The sequence below is a fragment of the Stenotrophomonas indicatrix genome, from assembly GCF_002750975.1.
Lineage (GTDB): Bacteria > Pseudomonadota > Gammaproteobacteria > Xanthomonadales > Xanthomonadaceae > Stenotrophomonas > Stenotrophomonas indicatrix.
Genome location: NZ_PEJS01000001.1, coordinates 3,388,026 through 3,406,652, shown reverse-complemented (window position 1 = coordinate 3,406,652; position 18,627 = coordinate 3,388,026). Strand labels below are relative to the sequence as shown.

15 protein-coding genes are annotated in these 18,627 nt (G+C 61.2%); 5 read left to right on the top strand and 10 right to left on the bottom strand.

The features are described from left to right. Window positions 1–82: 82 nt before the first annotated feature. Both CR918_RS15625 and CR918_RS15620 read left to right on the top strand, forming a co-directional pair. Window positions 83–859 (top strand): AMP nucleosidase, encoded by a 777-nt coding sequence (locus tag CR918_RS15625; protein WP_099843632.1) that lies wholly within the window; start codon window positions 83–85, stop codon window positions 857–859. 43 nt (window positions 860–902) lie between these two features. Beyond that, complete coding sequence (locus CR918_RS15620; protein WP_059065070.1) at window positions 903–1,442, top strand: DUF924 family protein; 540 nt, start codon at window positions 903–905, stop codon at window positions 1,440–1,442. A 120-nt stretch (window positions 1,443–1,562) separates the two neighbouring features. Here the strand turns inward: CR918_RS15620 and grxD are convergent, their stop codons facing one another. After that, on the bottom strand, window positions 1,563–2,489 hold the full coding sequence (gene grxD / locus CR918_RS15615; protein ID WP_025874107.1) for a Grx4 family monothiol glutaredoxin: 927 nt from the start codon (window positions 2,487–2,489) through the stop codon (window positions 1,563–1,565). Window positions 2,490–2,549: 60 nt separating this feature from the next. Here grxD and CR918_RS15610 point away from each other — a divergent pair, with 60 nt between their 5' ends. Next, entirely contained in the window at window positions 2,550–3,356 is an 807-nt protein-coding gene (locus tag CR918_RS15610) for a polysaccharide deacetylase family protein (RefSeq protein WP_099843630.1), read from the top strand. A 95-nt stretch (window positions 3,357–3,451) separates the two neighbouring features. On the opposite strand, the gene CR918_RS15605 is transcribed toward CR918_RS15610, so the two are convergent. From CR918_RS15605 to CR918_RS15580, 7 genes are all read right to left on the bottom strand, one after another. Continuing rightward, on the bottom strand, window positions 3,452–5,551 hold the full coding sequence (locus CR918_RS15605; protein ID WP_133119693.1) for a peptidase domain-containing ABC transporter: 2,100 nt from the start codon (window positions 5,549–5,551) through the stop codon (window positions 3,452–3,454). Between the two features lie 3 nt (window positions 5,552–5,554). Beyond that, window positions 5,555–6,874 (bottom strand): HlyD family secretion protein, encoded by a 1,320-nt coding sequence (locus tag CR918_RS15600; RefSeq protein WP_099843626.1) that lies wholly within the window; start codon window positions 6,872–6,874, stop codon window positions 5,555–5,557. Next, the gene (locus CR918_RS21075; protein ID WP_133119692.1) at window positions 6,858–7,580 is read right to left on the bottom strand and encodes a TraB/GumN family protein; all 723 of its coding nucleotides are present in this window, start codon (window positions 7,578–7,580) and stop codon (window positions 6,858–6,860) included. Before CR918_RS21075 ends, CR918_RS15600 begins: the two co-directional genes overlap by 17 nt. A 140-nt stretch (window positions 7,581–7,720) precedes the next feature. Then, window positions 7,721–8,833, bottom strand: coding sequence for an MvdC/MvdD family ATP grasp protein (locus tag CR918_RS15595; protein WP_099843624.1), 1,113 nt, complete (start codon window positions 8,831–8,833; stop codon window positions 7,721–7,723). A 762-nt stretch (window positions 8,834–9,595) separates the two neighbouring features. Then, entirely contained in the window at window positions 9,596–10,309 is a 714-nt protein-coding gene (locus CR918_RS15590; RefSeq protein ID WP_099843622.1) for a class I SAM-dependent methyltransferase, read from the bottom strand. 4 nt (window positions 10,310–10,313) lie between these two features. Continuing rightward, window positions 10,314–10,931, bottom strand: coding sequence for an SGNH/GDSL hydrolase family protein (locus CR918_RS15585; RefSeq protein WP_099843620.1), 618 nt, complete (start codon window positions 10,929–10,931; stop codon window positions 10,314–10,316). Window positions 10,932–10,934: 3 nt separating this feature from the next. Then, window positions 10,935–12,209 (bottom strand): pyridoxal phosphate-dependent aminotransferase, encoded by a 1,275-nt coding sequence (locus CR918_RS15580; RefSeq protein WP_099843618.1) that lies wholly within the window; start codon window positions 12,207–12,209, stop codon window positions 10,935–10,937. 121 nt (window positions 12,210–12,330) lie between these two features. Between CR918_RS15580 and rsgA the strand changes: the two genes are divergently transcribed. Together rsgA and CR918_RS15570 are read left to right on the top strand one after the other, a co-directional pair. Then, the gene (rsgA, locus tag CR918_RS15575) at window positions 12,331–13,431 is read left to right on the top strand and encodes a ribosome small subunit-dependent GTPase A (RefSeq protein ID WP_207759525.1); all 1,101 of its coding nucleotides are present in this window, start codon (window positions 12,331–12,333) and stop codon (window positions 13,429–13,431) included. A 192-nt stretch (window positions 13,432–13,623) separates the two neighbouring features. Continuing rightward, on the top strand, window positions 13,624–14,877 hold the full coding sequence (locus tag CR918_RS15570; RefSeq protein ID WP_099843614.1) for a flavohemoglobin expression-modulating QEGLA motif protein: 1,254 nt from the start codon (window positions 13,624–13,626) through the stop codon (window positions 14,875–14,877). 525 nt (window positions 14,878–15,402) lie between these two features. On the opposite strand, the gene CR918_RS15565 is transcribed toward CR918_RS15570, so the two are convergent. Then, complete coding sequence (locus CR918_RS15565; RefSeq protein WP_099843612.1) at window positions 15,403–17,691, bottom strand: TonB-dependent receptor; 2,289 nt, start codon at window positions 17,689–17,691, stop codon at window positions 15,403–15,405. A gap of 176 nt (window positions 17,692–17,867) precedes the next feature. Continuing rightward, window positions 17,868–18,608 (bottom strand): acetoacetyl-CoA reductase, encoded by a 741-nt coding sequence (phbB, locus tag CR918_RS15560; protein ID WP_025874115.1) that lies wholly within the window; start codon window positions 18,606–18,608, stop codon window positions 17,868–17,870. Window positions 18,609–18,627 lie beyond the last annotated feature (19 nt).

Sequence of the window (18,627 nt, the reverse complement as noted above, 5' to 3'; positions counted from 1 at the left end):
CCTTCTTCGTTGCCGCAGCCGCATGTATGGCGGGGGCGGGCGGGGGCCTACAATATCGGCCCCACGCCGTACCGGAGCGCCCATGAAGAGCAAGCAGGACATCGTCGACAACTGGCTTCCGCGCTATACCGGCGTGCCTCTGGACCAGTTCGGCCAGCACATCCTGCTGACCAACTTCGGGGGCTACCTGCATACGTTCTCCGCGCTGACCGGGGCGCCGGTGATCGGCCTGGACCGGCCGATGGCCACCGCCACCATCGACGGCATCACCATGATCAACTTCGGCATGGGCAGCCCCAATGCCGCGATCATCATGGATCTGCTGTCGGCGGTGATGCCCAAGGCCGTGCTGTTCCTGGGCAAGTGCGGCGGGCTGAAACGCAAGAACGAGCTGGGCGACCTGGTGCTGCCGATCGCGGCCATCCGCGGCGAGGGGACCTCGGGCGACTACCTGCCGCCGGAAGTGCCGGCCTTGCCGGCCTTCGCCCTGCAGCGTGCGGTTTCGACCATGATCCGCGACCTCGGCCATGATTACTGGACCGGCACCGTCTACACCACCAACCGCCGGGTCTGGGAGCACGACGAGGCCTTCAAGGAGCGGCTGCGGGCGATGCGCTGCATGGCCATCGACATGGAAACCGCGACGATCTTCGCTGCCGGCTTCGCCAACCACATTCCCAGCGGGGCCCTGCTGCTGGTTTCAGACCAGCCGATGATCCCGGACGGGGTGAAAACCGAGGCGTCCGACGCCAAGGTCAGCTCGCAGTTCGTGGAAAACCATATCCAGATCGGCATCGAGGCGCTTAAGCTTATCCGGCGCAACGGCAAGTCGGTCCGCCACCTGCGCTTCGACGAATGATGATGATGGCCTGGCGCGGCGCGCCGGCCCTGGGGAGTAGGTGATGGACGTTGCCGCGCAAGTGGTGGATTTCTGGAAAGACGCGGGCCCTGAAAAGTGGTTCACCCGCGATGATGCGTTCGACGCGCGGTTCCGTACGCTGTTCGCGGACGAACACCACGCTGCCGCATCGCGCGCGCGCGAGCACTGGCTGGGCAGCGCCGAGGGCGCGCTGGCGCTGATGCTGCTGCTGGACCAGTTCCCGCGCAACTGCTTCCGCGGCACGGCCCATTCCTATGCCACCGATGGCCTGGCACGGCACTACGCCACGCGCGCGATCGAAGAGGGGCTGGACCTGCAGCTGGTCCCCAAGCTGCGCGCCTTCATCTACCTGCCGTTCGAGCACTCCGAAGATCCGCTGGACCAGGACCGCTCGGTCGCGATGTTCGACGTGCTGGGTGACAAGGAATACCTGCAGTACGCCGAACTGCACCGCGACATCATCCGCCGCTTCGGCCGGTTCCCGCACCGCAATGCGGTGCTTGGCCGCATTCCGTCGCCGGAAGAACTGGATTACCTGGCCGAAGGCGGGTTTGCCGGGTAACCGGAACGTCAGCCCCCGCGCTTGGGGCACGGAAGGAGTAGATCCACGCCATGCGTGGATGGGCTCAACAGAAAACGCCGGCTTTCGCCGGCGTTTTTCCTATGCATCAAGCGCAGCCGATCAGTACTTCGGCACGCCGTTGTCCACTTCGTCCGACCAGGCATCGATGCCGCCGGTGACGTTGAACACCTTGCTGAAGCCCAGCGCACGGAACTGCTCTGCTGCCTGCGCGCTGCGGCCACCGTGATGGCACAGGAAGGCCAGGGCGGTGTCCTTGGGCAGGGCTTCCAGCTCGGCGCGGCCGTTGCCATCGAAGCTCTTGAACGGCACGCCGACAGCGGCAATGGCGCGTTCTTCGGCCGGGCGCACGTCCACCAGCATCACGTTGCCGGCACGCACCAGGTCGTCGGCATCACGCACGCTGATTTCCTGCACCGGCTTGGGCGCGTTCGGGTTGTCGATCGCCAGGCCCTTGCCACGGATGTCGTCGACCCAGTCGATGGTGATGCCATCGGCGCGGCGGGCGCTGGCCAGGTCGAACTGCACGCGCAGGCCGTTGGACTCGGCGGCGATCGCGCCTTCATCGTACGGGGCCAGCTGGAAGTTCGGCTGGAAGCGGGCATCGATGCCCAATTGCAGCGACGCACCCGGCGAATCGGCCAGCGCGCCCTTCAGCATTTCCACCGCGGCCGGGGTGACGGTGATGCGCGGCGGGGTGCGGTCCGGTGCAGCCAGGCCCAGCACGCTGCTCAGCTCACCGCTGGCGGCCATCTGCAGCACGATGTCGCTGCCGCCGACCAGTTCGCCGTCGATGTACAGCTGGGGGATGGTCGGCCAGTCGCCATAGGCCTTGATGCCTTCACGGATCTCCGCGTCAGCCAGCACGTTGACGTGGGCGAACTCCACGCCCAGGTCCTGCAGGGCACCCACGGCCTTGGCCGAGAAGCCGCACTGCGGCATCGACGGCTGGCCCTTCATGAACAGCACGACGCGGTTGTCGTTGAGGATGGTTTCGATGCGCGAACGCAGGGCGGGATCGAGGGACATGGCAGTCATGGGTCCGAAAAATTCGAATCATCAATTCTACCCCCCATGGCATCATGGGGCATGACCAACGCAGGAACATTGCATCGCATCCCGACCCGGCCCTGGCGCTGGGTGCCCTGGCTGGTGCTGTCGCAGCTGGCCGTGATCCTGGTCTGGGTGCTGGCGGGCTGGCACTGGGGTCTGGCCCTGATGGTGGCAAGCCACGCGTTGTTCATGGTGCCGGTGTTCCTGCCCAACAGCCGCTTCTACGCGCCGGTGCTGAGCCGGTTGCCCGAGGCCGGCAACAGCGTCTGGCTGACCATCGATGACGGCCCCAGTGAACAGACCCCGGCGGTGCTGGATCTGCTGGACCGGCACCAGGCGAAGGCGACCTTTTTCCTGGTCGGCGAGCGCGTATTGGCGCATCCGGCCCTGGTGGAGGAGATCCTGCGTCGCGGACACGACCTCGGCAACCACAGCCACAGCCATCCGCAGGCGCGCTTCTGGCGGCTGGGCCCGGGCACGATGGCGGCGGAAATCGAGGGCTGCCAGCAGGCACTGCAGGCGGTGAGTGGGCGACGGGTGCGCTGGTACCGCTCGGTGGTGGGCATGACCAACCCGTTCGTGGCGCCGGTACTGCGCAAGCTGGGCCTGGTGCGCGTTGGCTGGAGCGCCCGCGGTTATGACGGCGTCGGCTGCACCCCGGATGGCGTGCTGGCGCGTCTGCTCCCGGACCTGCGCCCGGGCGCGATCGTGCTGCTGCATGAAGGTGCCGCACATGGCCACAACCTGGCCATCATCGAACAGGTGCTGCAGGTGCTGGACGAGCGCGGCCTGAAGGCGGGGTTGCCCTGCAGTAATTCAGCCTCCCCTCGAGATCACGTCTAAGCGCATGCAGTAGGGCAACTGCGGGGACATGCTCAACGGCAGAACCAGTGCATTGCAGTGTGCCGGGCATGCACCGATTACCCCGCTCATTGACCTCAGGAAACGTCCTGGCGAACGGAACCGTTTCGCAGCTCTATAACCCGATCCGCACTTCTTATTGTTTCAGGACGATGCGCGATGATTATGCGGGTTGCAGCAGTGCTTGAGATATATCTATTAATTTCTTTTTCATTTCCAATGTCTAGGTGGCTCGTCGCCTCATCTAAGAGCAGTATTCTCGGTTTTCTGTAGAGTGCCCTGGCTAGGAGAATTCTCTGCTTCTGGCCGCCAGATAGGGAAGATCCCATGTCGCGCACTAAAGTTTCGTAGCCCATTGGCATGCGAATAATTTCATTGTGGACTTGTGCGGCTGCTGCTGCGTTGTGAATTGATGAGCTTTCCGCATCCATGTCAAAGAATGAGATGTTGTCTGCGATCGATCCAAAGAAGAGTACATCCTCCTGCATCACCGTGCTTAATTGCCGCCGATATGCAGATAAGCCCATATGATAAATGTCAACACCTCCAATCAAGATGCGGCCTTCGGTTGGTCGTAGTAGTCCCGTTAATAGCTTTGCAAGCGTTGTTTTTCCGCATCCAGAGGCGCCCGTGATGGCGATGCTTTGGCCTTCCGCGATTTTTAAGGAGCAGTTTCGAATAATCCAGGGGTCGGCCTCGGAGTATCGAAAGCTGACGTTCTCAATCTGGAGATCTGCTGAGGGCGCAGGGCCGCTGTAGGTAGAGTCCAGATCGATCTCCGTTGGCTCCAGAGCGATGTCGGAAATTCTCTCAACATGCATCCCGACTAGTCGAAGATCGATTATTTTGTCGATTAACGCTGCGCCTCTGTTAATGAATAGCTCGGAGTAGGAAATAACAACAACAAGAGAGCCCGCACTCATCCGCTGGTGCACTACCATCCATGCGCACAGACATATCAGCGCTATTCGCTGCAATCCAAATATCAGTTTGGAAAGCGCAGAGAAGTTGGCCAGAACTCCGCCTATAGCCGCATCATGGTTCGCAATTTCGAACGTGGCATTGCTGATGCTGTTGTGGCGCACTTGCTGATGATTGCCCAATTTTAGCGTCTGAATACCGCCCACAGCCTCGATCATGAGCGTTTGCTGTAGAGCTATCGAGGCCAGTTGATGCTCTTTCATTTGTCTAAGGCGACGAAAACCGATAAGGCGCAGGACTAGATAAAAGGCAAAAGCTATGATTACGGAAAGGGCGGAGACAGGGCTGTAGAATGCCATCAATAGCAGGGCCGAAACTATCATCAGGCTATCCAGTACAGACTCGAGAAGGCTCACGGTAAGTGACTGCTGGATCGAATTAATTGAGAGGAATCTGGATAAAACCCCGCCCATGGTTCTTCTTTCAAAGAAGGTCAGCGGAAGATTTAATAAATGCCCAGAGAGATTCTTGACAAGGTGGGCATTGAAAGAAGCGCCGAGACTGGAAAGGAATAGCCCTCTCGCTGAGGAGATCGCTGATTGAAATACTACTAAGCCAGCAAATGAAATGCCTGTCAGTGCCAGCAATTCCAAGTCGTTCGAGCCAAGGACATGGTCAATTACCACCTGCATGATAAGGGGGGCAATCAAAGTTAGTAGTTCGAGCGAAAGCGCTAACGCAATTAGCTGGAGTGCTGCCAGTTTAATTCCGTCAATCCTTCCAATTATCTTATTTATCGATATTTTCGATTTTTCAGATACTGGGGAGAACGAGTTGGTGCAACTAATCTCGAGAAGGACCCCGGTAAATTTTCTATTGAATTCCTGGGCGGAAATTCTAACCTCCCCTCGGGCCGGGTCATGTATACAAAATTCAGTTCCCTGTACTTTCTTGAGGACGACAAAGTGGTTGAGGCCCCAGTGCAGGATGGACGGTGACCTTAGCCGCCTGACGTACTCCACCTCCGCCCGAACGGCGCGTGCCTCCAATCCAAGTCTATCGGCGATGCTCATGATTTGAGAAAGACTCGCGCCTCTAGATGAAATAGGATGGCGGCGACGCAGGGCCGCTAGATCCAGATCATGGCCATAATATTTCGCGATCATTGCAAGACAAGCGAGTCCGCACTCGGCCATTTCGCTCTGTTGGATGATCGGCAGTTGCCGCATAGAGCTCTTGGTGTATCGGTTCTGCATCAACTAATCGCTCCGATTTTCGACGCTTGTGTTGAATCTCCCGCTACGCGCTGGAATAAGTAGCTCATAGATGTGCTTTCTTCCAAGTATCAAGTCTGCTTCTACGGCACTGCCAGGGCGAAGGTTGATATGGTCAAGATTATCTCTGGGAAGACTTCCAAGAGGGGCTGCCACAATCCTGAATGCGGGCTGCTCAAATTTCAATCCCGCTTTTGAGGTTATTTCCGAAGGAGTAAATGGGGTTCTCCCTAGCTCGATAATTTCGCCTTTCTGACTGCGTTGGAGTCCTCTTGCCTGGGCGCCGTAACGTATATACACGACGCTTTCATTGCTAAGTTGTTCCATCGCTCGAGAATTTACCCATAGCTCTGCATACAAGCTATCTCCTGCGGGAATAATGGAAAATAGTCGTTGTCCCTCTCTTACGGATTCTCCGGTATTGAATCCGATGGCTGATATCGTCCCTGATATAGACGCCTTGACGACTATGGACTGCTGTAAATCATTTTTAGCTATACTCTGTTCGACATCCTTTAGCTTCAGTTCAATTTCACCCTGCTGATTGCTTAACGTCACTGGAAGTTCGGAGATTAATCCAATGGTGTCTCCCAGTTCGCGTCTCAGCCGCAACACGTCTCTTTCAGCGGAAATTTTCCTGGAATCTGCATCGAGCAATGTGTTCTCATATTGCCGGATCTGGATCTCGCTGAGTATTCTTTCCTTCTGCAGCGGTCGAATTCTCGTAAGATTCTCCAAGGCGATCTCGCTCTGCCGAGATCGCAGCTCTACCTCTCGCTTGGCCGCAGCCAGCTCCTGCTGAATTATGGCCGCGCGGCCCTGCAATGCATTTTTCTCGTGCTGCATTGAGATGGATCGGTCAGCAAAAGATTGACGTAGACCGGCCGCCTGTTTTTGCAGCGATGCGGCTACTCTTTCTGCAACTGTACCGTCCAACGAAAAGCCATTCCTGTCGGTAGAAATGACCATAACAACGTCTCCGGAGGATACGAATTGCCCTTCTTCGACGATGGCCTTAATAATTGTTCCGGATGCGGGCGATAGTGTGGAATTTAGCCCCGAGGCCGGAATCATGCGCCCATGTACGCGCGCCTTCTGCTCTACATTTCCAAAAAATATCGCGGCAATGACGGCGCAAACTGCTAGGAATGAAAAGGCCGCTGTTTGCCAGCCCAGCCTAGGTAACGGGGGACTGACACATCCATACGAATCTCTTCGTGTTGCAGATACTGCTTCTTTACGAAAAAGCTGCGCGCCACCTTCGGCTGACATATCGGGACGTGCGTCCTTATTCAGCTGATTCATAGCTCATTTGCTTGGCTGTTATCGTTCGGGCCCTGAGGTACCCCGGGGGGGATGCATGTGACCGACCAAGATAGATCCAGTCAGGATGCCCAGCTGCGTGTGCAGGCGAGGTCCGTACTTTCAGCGATATTTCTTTCTCACCGAGATTATCTTGGCCAAATTTCTGGATTTGGCATGTTGGCGCGCATGTCCATGCACTGCCGCTCGAGTATTCTATTTCGATGACCTTGAGGTCGATGGGAGAAGTTTTGCTTCTATCGGATGCATCGGCCTGCATGTGGATCTTTCTTGCGTGCCCGTTTCCAACTAGTGCTACGATCTTGGTACCTGATTCTTGCTCCGAACTCATGATGTTTCTAAAAATTTCGTCGGTTTGACCAGGTCCCTCACCCCCTATCGCCCGAATGTAAATTTTCGCGCCAGTATGCTTTAGTTGTTTAATCCTCTCCAGCATCTGTAGCATCGCAGAACTAGTCTTTCCGTCTTGGAAATCACGGTTCCAGAATGGGGAAGAAGAAATTACTTCGTTTTTCTCCTTTTGGGTCTTGGCTTTCATGAAATCATCAAGCGTTGACTGTTCGCTTGGCGGGTGTTCGATGCCAACCGTAACTGGTGCGCTTCTGGCAATGTTGCACACAAGCTCCGCAACAAAACGCGGCGCTTCATTTGTTCCATGAATTTCTCCGAAAATAATGATTCTCGGCATGCTATTCCATGCGGTTGGAACGGCTTCACAATTTTCGTTGGCCGGGTCTTCTTGATTGTGGAAAAACAATAAATATATTATTGCGAATGTGGAGATGAATGTCGCCACTGCCATCATGGTCGCAGCTGTAGCTCTCGATTTCACAGCGCGCGAGCCTGATTTATTTCTAGTTCGAGCGACATTTTGTGTGTCGTGCTGAATCTCTCCGAGGCTAGATAATCGGAAAGATTGGGCCATTGCTCAGGAGTGAAGGTTATTCCGCTTTCGCGACATAGGAAGTCGCAGAACTCTCCGAGAATCGCTATCTCCGGGCATCTCTCCTCGATCCAGAGGAACTGCCCCTGCTCGTTAACTTCAAGAAACACATAATCTCCATCCTCGTCTCTTACAAGATCAATGCATCCAAAGCGAAGATTCATTTTCTTCATGAGGCATTCGATTTTGTCCGCGATCTCCCCGGGAATTTCATATGGCTCGATGGAGACTTTGTTCAGCAGGTCAACGCGCCAATCGGATTTTGTGTTTTCTTGAGCCTGCGATTCTATCTTTGCCGAAACAATTTTTGATCCAAGGAAATTTGCTCGAATTTCATATTTTTTTTGAATTTCTTCTTGATATATTCCCGGGCATAGCTCCAGTGCTCCGCTGTTTTCTAGCATCTCGTTGGTCACGGGGGTGGTGTATTGGACAAGTGACCGATTGGACTCATTCCAAAATCCGGGATGAAGTGGTTTGTACACTGTTCCGCCCTTCTGCCTGGAGACAAACTTTCGGATTTCGCTAGCGCTGTTGCTCATCAGGGTCGTAGGGATTTTGAGACCCGAAGCGGCGGCCAAATTCAGTTGACGGGCCTTGCTTCCGGCAACGTAGTGAGCGGGCAGAGGGTTTATCCATTTGCAGCTTTCTGGGAGGTTGGCAATGAGGCCGGCGCAGAACGACCGGCACTCACCGGCCACGTAGTGCAGGTCGCCGGAATGGACGCCGCTTAGCTCGAAGACGGATGTATTGGGTCTTCTTAGCCATATGGCGGTGGCATTCCTCAGGTTAATAATGTTTTCTTTGGTGGCGTCTGTTTCCCCGAACACTATGGATTGAGTAAGATCATCCGCCTTCGATATCGAAATGGTTATGGGTTGCTGTGTTGGAAAATTCGAGAAGTGAACGAGATGGTGAGGAATCTTTTGATGATTAAGCGCCCATGAGACCGCGTCTCCGTGGATGTCTTCCTTGAATCCGACAATCAGGATTGTCATGGTTTGATATTCCGTAGAATTGGCTTCGATACATTCACCAGAATTTCAGAAAGAGGCGGAATTGTTTTTCCGCCTCTTTCCGGTTAATGAATGGTGGAATTAGCCGAACGTCGGTGGGATGTCAATGAAGTCATCGTTCTGAATGCACTGCATGGACGTATTGCAGTTGGTGTTTCTCCCGCCGGACACCATGTCAATTTCCTCTCGGGTCAGCTCGCGCGCCACCTGTCGTCCCAGCACCCTCACGTTTTCCGGAGTAGTCATCTGCTTTATGTCCTTTTGATAGCCCACATTGGGCAATTTTTTTTTGCCAGTTGGTGCGTGGACTGTCAATTGGATGGCGAGACTGTTGATTTGTGCATTGAGTTGCGATAGGTGCGCAGAGCGGGGCGTGAATTGTCGTCCGCAGACCGAACTGTCACGGCCTCTCCCTACCCATGCAGATAGGGCTGTCTCTGAGAGATTATGTGGAAGGGAGCAGTGAGGCGCCTGGCGTTCCTCCAACTCCGCAGAATTGCTGGCTTTCGAAGAAAAAGTTGATGGTGTCAGTCATGGCGCCTCTGACTTCATTGCGGCTTTATCTTCGCTGCTTGAAACAATCCAGGAAGCACGAAGCGCCGGCCCCGCCAGAGGGCAACTCAAGAGATCGTGAATGTGCGGATGAATTCAGTTCGTCGCTTTCAGCCGGGCCTAAGGGATTTTTCTGTTCCGGCTTGCGGTCATTTGCGACTCGCTTACGCGGGTCGCCGCGTCAGAGCGTCTCTATAAGCGCTCGGCCACCAGCAACCAGCTGTTGAACGGCGTGCGCCCATGCAGCGGACGCAACGGAGCCACCTGCATGCCGGCAGCCGCCAGCGTGGCCTGCAGCCGCTGCGGATCCGGGTAGTGGCGCGGTTGCGTGCCCATCCAGCCGACCAGCCAGGCAAGGCGGTCAGCCACCCGCGTGGTGCGGTCGCGGCGGTCGCCGGTCGCCAGCGGTGTGCGCAGCAGCAGGCGGCCACCGGGCGCGACCCGCGCGCTCACCGCGCGCAGCAGCTCCAGTTGCGGCGCTTCGTCCAGGTACTGCAGCACATCCAGCAGCAGCACATGCCCACCATGCGCCGGCAACGGCGCCTGCACATCCAGACAGTCGAACCGTACGTCGGCCAGGCCGCTGCCGGCGCGCTGCGCACGGGCGATCTTGTCGCTGTCCACGTCCACCCCGAGGTACCCCTGCTGGCGACCGCGCTGGCGCAGCACATGCGCGAACAGGCCCAGCCCGCAGCCCAGGTCGAGCACCGGCTGGCCGTCATCGGGAAGGTGCTGCAGCACGCCGTCATACAGCGGGTCGCTGCCCAGCTTGCCGCGCGTGTAGTAGTAATCGCGGCGGCTGCCCCAGGCCTGCATCGGCCGGAAGGACTCGGCGATCAGGCGCGCCTGCCCGGCATCCAGCGGCGAGCAGGGCAGGGGCGTGCCGTTCCGTGGCGTGCCGTCCATCGTCTCAGTCCGTCCTGCCCAACAGGTGTGCGGCCACCGGCAGCGCACGCGCGCTCCACAGCGCGTACATCCGTGCGGACGGGTGCAGGCCATCCTCGGCGATCATCGCCGGGTCAGCGCCGGTGTCGCGGCTGATATCGGTGATATCGACGAAGGCCACGCCCTGCTGGGTGCTGATCACCTCGGCGGCAGCGTTGAACTCGTCGGTTTCCAGTTCGATCTGGCCCAGGTCGCGACCGCTGCCTGCACCGTACGGCGTGGTGCCCCAGTCCGGGAAGGACAGCACCAGGACCCGGTCCGCACGGCCGCCGGCAAAACCAATCGCGCGCTGCAGCAGGGCTTGGAACTGCACCTGGTACTCGTCCAGCGGACGCCCGCGATACTGGTTGTTGACGCCGATCAGCAGGCTGACGAAGTCGAACGGCCCTTGCGGCGCAACGTCGTTGATGCCGGCGTCGAGCTCGTCGGTGGTCCAGCCGGTGGTGGCGATGGTCTGCGGGTCGCCCAGCGCGATGCCCTGCGCGCGCAGGGCGGCGGCGAGCTGATGCGGCCAGCGGCCGTCGACCGCGACCGCTTCACCGATGGTGTAGGAATCGCCCAGGGCCAGATACGACAAGCCCATCGATCAAGCCACCGACCGGCGGGGCTTCATCGGCACCACCTTGGTGGCGTCTTCGGCACGGCGGGCGAGGGCGCGGTCGATACGGGCGAACACGTCGCGCATCACCGACGCCTCCGGCAGCAGGGTCACGCGGAAGTGATGGCGGTAAGGCACGTTGAAGCTCGAGCCCGGCACCACCAGCACGCCGTCGTTGTTCATCAGGTCCAGCGCGAAATTATGATCGTCGAAGCCCTTGGCAGCGGCACCGACCACGGCCGGGAACGCATACAGCGCGCCGGCGGGGGCAACCAGCGACAGGTGCTCGCTGGCCTCGCAGGCTTCGATCACCGCACGACGGGTTTCATACAGGCGGCCACCCGGTGCGCACAGCTCCGAAATGGTGTCCGGACCGTTCACTGCGGCGTCGATGGCGTACTGGCCCGGCACGTTGGCGCACAGGCGCAGCGCGCCCAGCAGGTCCAGCGCGGCGCGGAAGTCGCCCAGCCGCGCGTCGTCGCCGCTGAGGTGCGCCCAGCCCACCCGCCAGCCGCAGGCGCGGTGCACCTTGCTCAGGCCGCCGAAGGTCAGGCAGGGATGGTCACCGGCCAGCGGTGCGACCGGCTGGAACACCGCGTCGTCGTACAGGATCTGGTCGTAGATCTCATCGACCAGCAGCAGCAGGTTGTGGCGGCGCGCGATCTCCACCACCTGCTCCAGCAGCTCGCGCGGGTAGCTGGCACCGCTGGGGTTGTTCGGATTGATCAGCACGATGGCGCGGGTGCGCGAGGACACCAGCGTCTCGATCTCGCTCGGGTCCGGCTGGAAGCCGTTCTCGGCGGCGCAGCGGTAATACACCGGGCGGCCATCGTTGAGGATGGTCGAGGCCGACCACAGCGGGTAGTCCGGCGAGGGCACCAGCACTTCATCGCCCGGGTTGAGCAGCGCACGCAGCGACAGGTCGATCAGCTCGCTGACACCGTTGCCGACGAACACGCGGTCCGGATGGGCATCCGGTGCGCCACGGCGGGCGTAGGCGGCGGCGATGGCCTCGCGGGCGACCGGCAAGCCCTGCTGGTGGGTATACGGATCGGTGCGACCCATGTCATCGGCGATCGCGCGCTGCAGGTGTTCCGGTGCACGGAAGCCGAAAGCGCCGGGATTGCCGATGTTGAGCTTGATCAGCTTGTGGCCCTGCGCTTCCAGCTCCCGGGCTCGCCGTGCCAGTTCTCCGCGGATTTCGTAGCGCACTTCGGAAAGGCGCTCGCGGATGACCAGGGGTTTGGGCGAGGGAGTGGACATGGGCGGTGGGCCGCAAAAGGCATGGGGCTTCCATGGTAGCGGAATTGCTGCAGCGCATGGCAAGGGCCGCAGGGCCCGCCAACATTGGGCTGGGCGGCACCACACAGGTAGAATGGCGGCGATGACCCATACCCCCGATTTCACCGCTCTGCAGACCATTGGCTGGCCCTGGCCGGGCCCGCCGCAGCAGGCCGACTGGCAGGCTGTGATGGCCGCACACCCGCAGGCCCACCCGGCGCGGGTGATCGAGCAGCATCGCACCCACTATGTGGTGGCTGATGGCCCGGAGGCATCGATCAAGGCCGAATCGCTGCCGGAGTGGCAGCGCCCGCGCTTCCCCAGCCACGAACGGCCGGCGGTGGGCGACTGGGTGCTGCTGGATGGCATCCGCATCGTTGCCCTGTTGCCGCGACGTACCGCCATCAAACGTGGCGCTGCCGGTGAGCATTACCACCAGCAGGTGATCGCCGCCAACATCGATACCGTCTTCATCGTCTGTGGCCTGGATGCGGACTTCAATCCGCGTCGTATTGAACGCTACCTGCTGCTGGTGGGCGGTGGCGGTGCCGAACCGGTGGTGGTGCTGACCAAGGCCGACCAGACCGAGTACAGCGAAGATGCGCTGGCGGTGCTGGAAGAACTGGAGATGCAGGGCATCGCCCTGCACGCGATCAATGGCCTGGATGCCGACAGTGTTGCAGTGCTGGAGCCGTGGTTGGGCCCCGGCCGCACGGTGGTGCTGGTGGGTTCTTCCGGTGCGGGCAAGTCGACGCTGACCAACACGCTGTTGGGCGAGCAGCGGATGAAGACCAATACGGTGCGCGCCAACGATTCGCGCGGCCGCCATACCACCACCCACCGCGCACTGATGCCACTGCCGATGGGCGCCTGCCTGATCGATACGCCGGGCATGCGCGAACTGAAGCCGACCGGCGAAGAAACGCTGGCCGAAGGCGGTTTCGCCGACATCGAAGCGCTGGCCGCGCAGTGCCGCTTCCGCGACTGCATGCACCAGCAGGAACCCGGCTGTGCCGTGCGTGCGGCGATCGATGCCGGCGAGATCGAAGAGAGCCGGCTGCTGAACTACTTCAAGTTGAAGGAAGAAGTGGCCGCCGCCGCCGCCAAGCTGGCCGTGCGCCAGGCCGAGACCGCGCAGGAACGCGGTGGCAGGAAGGGAAAGAGCCAGCAGTTCCGCCCGGCGGGCAAACCGCGCCGGCGTTGACCCCGCGGTGCCGGAAACCCGCTTCCGGTAGGTGCCAACCTTGGTTGGCACGGAGGCGTCCGAAGCCGGCCTCTGCCCGCTCTTGGTGGGTGCCAACCTTGGTTGGCACGGAGGTGTCCGAAGCCCGCCGTCGGCGGATGCCAACCAAGGTTGGCACCTACCAACGCGCGGGCAGGGCGTTATAGTCCGCCCATGGAACCGACCGCGACGCTGGACCGTGACGTGGCCCACCATGCAGCGCTCGATGCGCGCCTGGTCGAGGCCGTAGGAGGCATCCGCCTGCTGGGCCTGACCAGCTGGCCGGCGACACTGCAGGCACCCTTCCTGGACAGCGTGGCCCGTGGCCGGCCGACGCTGCCGGTGGTCGACTACCCGAAGCTGGACTTCAGCGACGAGCGTCGCGCGCTGGCCGCGCTCGCTGCCGAGTGTGACGAAAGCCATCCGCTGGGCCATTACGTGCGGCAATCCGCGCAGAGCTGGGATCTGGCAGCGCAGCTGCTGGAAGGCCTCGGTACCGCGGCCGTGGATGCCTGTTCGATGCAGTTGTTCGGGTCACCCGAGCAGCCTTTGCCGGGCAACGGACCGAGCACGCGCGATGCGGCGCGCCACTTCATCCAGATTGCTGCCGAACTGGATCACGAGCTGCTGGCACCGGAAGAGCAGGTGCCGGTCTCGGCCATCGCCCTGCAGCTGCAGCTGCAGAATGATCTCGATGCGTTCTTTGAATCACGCATCATCCAGGTGCAGCTGGACCCGGAGCTGGTCTCGAAGGCGGCTGCCGGACCGACCCGCATCCGCCTGCGCACCAGTGCGCGTTTCAGCGCCTACGATCGCGCGCAGTTGTTCCATCATGAAGCGCTGGTGCATTCGTTGACGGCGTTGAACGGTCGCGCGCAGCCGGTGCTGCCGAGCCTGGCGCTGTCCTCGCCACGGGTGACGGCCACCCAGGAAGGACTGGCGACGTTTGCCGAGCAGATCACCGGCAGCATCGACATCGAGCGCCTGAAGCGCATCAGCCTGCGAACCGAGGCGATCGCGATGGCGCGCGAAGGTGCGGACTTCATCGAGGTGTTCCGCTACTTCTGCGATGCCGGGCAGAACCCGGAAGAGAGCTTCGCCTCGGCGCAGCGGGTGTTCCGCGGAGTGCCGCCAAGTGGCGGCCTGGCCTTCACCAAGGACACGGTGTACCTGCGCGGGCTGGTGTCGGTGCATACCTTCTTCCGCCACATGCTGGCCGAGGATCGCCTGCAGGTCTGCCGCTGGTTGTTCGCCGGCAAGATGAGCCTGACCGATGCGATTGCGTTCGCCCCGCTGTTCGAATCGGGTGTGCTGAAGCCACCGCGCTGGCTGCCGCACTGGATGAGCCGGGCCAACGGCCTGGCTGGCATGCTGGCGTTCTCGCTGTTCGCCAACCGCATCCGGATGGACCAGCTGGCGCCGGAATGAAATGCGTTGGCGGGATGATGCGCTGGCGCCTCGATTGATATCGGTTGGCGGCGGTGGGGCACCCTGGCCAGGACACGCCGTAAACCCATCCATGGGGGCTCGATCGGCGCATCCATGCGCCTCACGGTCCTGGCCAGGGTGCCCCACCGCCGCCAGACAGTTTCCCGCGCGGGCGGCAGCACATCACCGCGCCGAAGGGATTGCGCTTGAAAAGCAAAGAGCCGGGCACTGCCCGGCTCTTTGCTTTTGCTTTTGCTCTTGCTTTCCATTGCCTCCGCGCCGGCGCGGGGAACTGTCCAGCGCGGGTAGGCAGGCCCATGCAGGACCGTTGGCGCCATGGGCCAGTCGCATGCGACTGGCGGGTTGGGCAGGACGCCCAACCCCGGTCTTGCCGTGTGCGCAGGACAGCGCACGCGAGCAAGGCGCCATCGAGCCCCCATGGATGGGTTTACGGCGTGTCCTGCATGGGCCTGCCTACCCACGCCATGCAGGAACAATCAACGCGCCGCAGCGCCCGCTTTCGACTTAGAACTCCGCCGCCACCGTCATGAAGATCTGCCGCGGCGCACTCGCATGGATTGCATACCGCGTGCCCTTCGGATCGGTCGGTGCGAACGAACTCAGCTGGCCCGCATAGCGCTTGTTGGTCAGGTTGGTCGCGTTCAACGACACCCGCACGTTGCGCAGGCCCATGCCCGGGCCGAAGTCGTAGCCGGCGCCGGCATCGAAGGTGGTCACGCCCGGCACCGACTGGTCGTTGGTGTAGGTGTAGTACCGCTTGCCGGTGTACTTGGCGCGCAGGCTGGCGAAGAAGCCATCGCGGTTCCAGCTGATCTCGCTGGACGCCATGCGCTGCGGCGTATCCACGGTGATCTTGCCGGCCACCGGTACGATCGCACCGCCCGAGGTGTAGTCATCCTCGTAGGTGGTCTTGTTCCAGGACAGCGCGTTGTACCACTGCAGGCCATCGACCGGCTTGAGGATGAAGGTCAGCTCTGCGCCATGGCTCTTCACCGAGCCGACGTTGATGAAGCGCGTCACGCATTCCGGACGCGTGCCTACCTCGATGCTCGAGCACGGGTTCAACGACAGCAGACGGTTGTCGAACTTCACGTTGTAGGCCGCGATCGACGCCTGGTATTTCTCGCCGAAGGTACGGAAACCAGCTTCCAGGCTCTTGGACTTCTCCGGCTCCAGGCCGGCGCTGGCCGCGAACGATTCCGGCGACACCTGCAGCGGGCCGCCGCTGCCGCCGCCAACGAAGGCGGCGATGTTCTCGGCGTACGAGGCGAACACTTCATTGTTGGCGTTGAGCTTGAAGCCCACGCCCAGCTGCGGCAGCACCGATTCCTTGGCGGTCAGCGTACCCGAGGCGATGCTGGTTTCCACGCCCGGCTGGGCCTTGGCGCTCATGCGTGTTTTGGGGCTCTTGATGCCCACGTCCACGGTCAGGCGCTGGTCGAGGAAGCGCATGCGGTCCTGCACATAGAACTGGCGGGTACGGATGTCGAAGTCCTGGTTGAACAGGCGACGGTCCGGATTCTGCAGGTACAGGTCGTCCAGGAACGGGCCGCTGATGTAGTAGAAGTTGCGCGAAACGTTATGGTCGTTCTGCTCGTACCACACGCCGGCTTCCAGTTCGTGGATGCCCAGCGTCCACGACAGCGCAGCGGTCACGCCATCGCGGTTGATGGTGTAGTTGGTGCTGCGGATCGAGATCGGCAGCATCCTGTCGGTGCCCGGGTAGGACGGCTGGCCCGGTGCCCACCAGTGGCCCTGGCCTCGGTTTTCGTGGTGGTAGCCCAGTAGTTTCAGGCGGCCCTGTTCACCCAGGCGGATGTCGGCCTCGATCGAGTACAGGTTGTCATCGCGCAGCGCACGGCTCTGGTAGTAGGCATCGTCGATGCTGTTGACGCCGCCACTGAACGCACAGCGTGCCTTGTTGTAGGTGCCCGGTGCGCAGTATGCAGCCGCGACGGCGCGATCCCAGTCCGGTGCATAGATATTCCAGTCATAGCCCAGCCCGCGCGCCAGCATGTCCTTGGACAGGTAGGCATAGTTGGCCTGGCTGGCGCGCGAGGTGGCGACGAAGGCACCGAAGCGGTTGTCGCCCACGTTCCATACTGCCTTGGCATTGAACTGGCGGGTGGTCTGGTTCTGGTACGGCGCGGCCCACATGTCCTGGTCCTGGTGCACGCCGGACACGTAGGCCGAGAAGCCGTTGATGTCGCCGGTGTCCACCCGCAGGTAGCCGCGGCGCTGGTTGTCATCGCCGACGGTGATGCTGGCGCGGCCGCCGAATTCGGTGGACGGGTCCATCGAGAAGTACTGGATGGTGCCGCCAAGGTTGCTGGTCGAGGCCACGCCCAGCGAGCCGATGCCCTGCGACAGCTCGGCGCCGGCCAGGTTCTCGGCGATCAGTGCACGGGCGATGCTCAGGCCGTTGTAGTTGCCGTAGCTGTTGTCGCCCAGCGGGATGCCGTCCAGCGTGTAACCCAGGCGGCTCTTGTCGAAGCCACGCAGGCTGATGGTCTGCGATTCCTCATTGGCACCGAATGCATCGTTGGACTGCACCGACACGCCGGGCAGGCGGTCGAGGATCTTCTGGCCGCTGGTACCCGGCGGCAGCACCTGCTTGTCGACGGTGGTGATGCGCTGCACCTGGCGGGTCTCGCCCTGGCCGATGACCGAGACGGTATCCAGCGTCTGCGCGCTCAGCGCGGTGTCGGCGGTGGCGTCGGTGGCTTCAGCGGCATGGGCGCTGGCGGCGGAAAGCGCGATCGCCACGGCGATCGTCAGGTATCGGGTCTGCATGATGGTCCATTGCATGGGGGATGGTCACCGGCCCGGGGGCGTGGTGCACGGCCACTATGCGAACGGAACATGAAACCTTGTTTACGGAAAACCAACGAACGGCGTCGTGGGGGAAGCCGCGCAGGGCGTGAATCCATCGGGGGAGGGAAGCAGACCCACGCCCTGCGCGGAGAGGGCTAGCCCATGTACAGGCCACCGTTGACCGGATAGTCGGCACCGGTCACGTAGGAGGCTTCATCCGAAGCCAGCCAGGCACACAGGCCGGCCACTTCTTCCGGGCGACCCAGGCGCCGCACCGGTACCGACGCGGCCAGTCGATCCAGCACGTCCGGTGGGAAGCTGCTGATCGCCTGGCTGGCGATGTAGCCCGGCGACAGCGTGTTGACGGTGACCCCGCGCGAGGCGACTTCAGCGGCCAGCGCACGGCTGAAACCGTGCATCGCGGCTTTTGCCGTGGCGTAGTTCACCTGGCCGATCTGGCCCTTGTGGGCGCTGACCGAACCGATGTTGATGATGCGGCCCCAGCCACGCGTGGCCATGCCATCGACCACCTGCTTGGTCAGGTTGAACAGCGAATTGAGATTGGAGGCGATCACTGCATTCCAGTCCTCCACCGTCATCTGCCGGAACAGCAGGTCGCGGCTGCCGCCGGAGTTGTTGACCAGCACGTCCACCTCGCCGACCTCGGCACGCACCTTGGCGAAGGCCGCCGTGGTCGACGCCCAATCGGTGGCGTTGCCTTCGGAGGCGATGAAATCAAAGCCCTGTTCGCGCTGCTCGCGCAACCAGTTGGCCTTGCGCGGCGAGTTGGGCGCGCAGCCGGCGACCACGGTATGGCCGGAACGGGCCAGGCTCTGGCAGATGGCAGTGCCGACACTGCCCATCCCGCTGGTGACGTAGGCGATGCGAAGAGTCATTGCAGAACGCTCCTTGGTA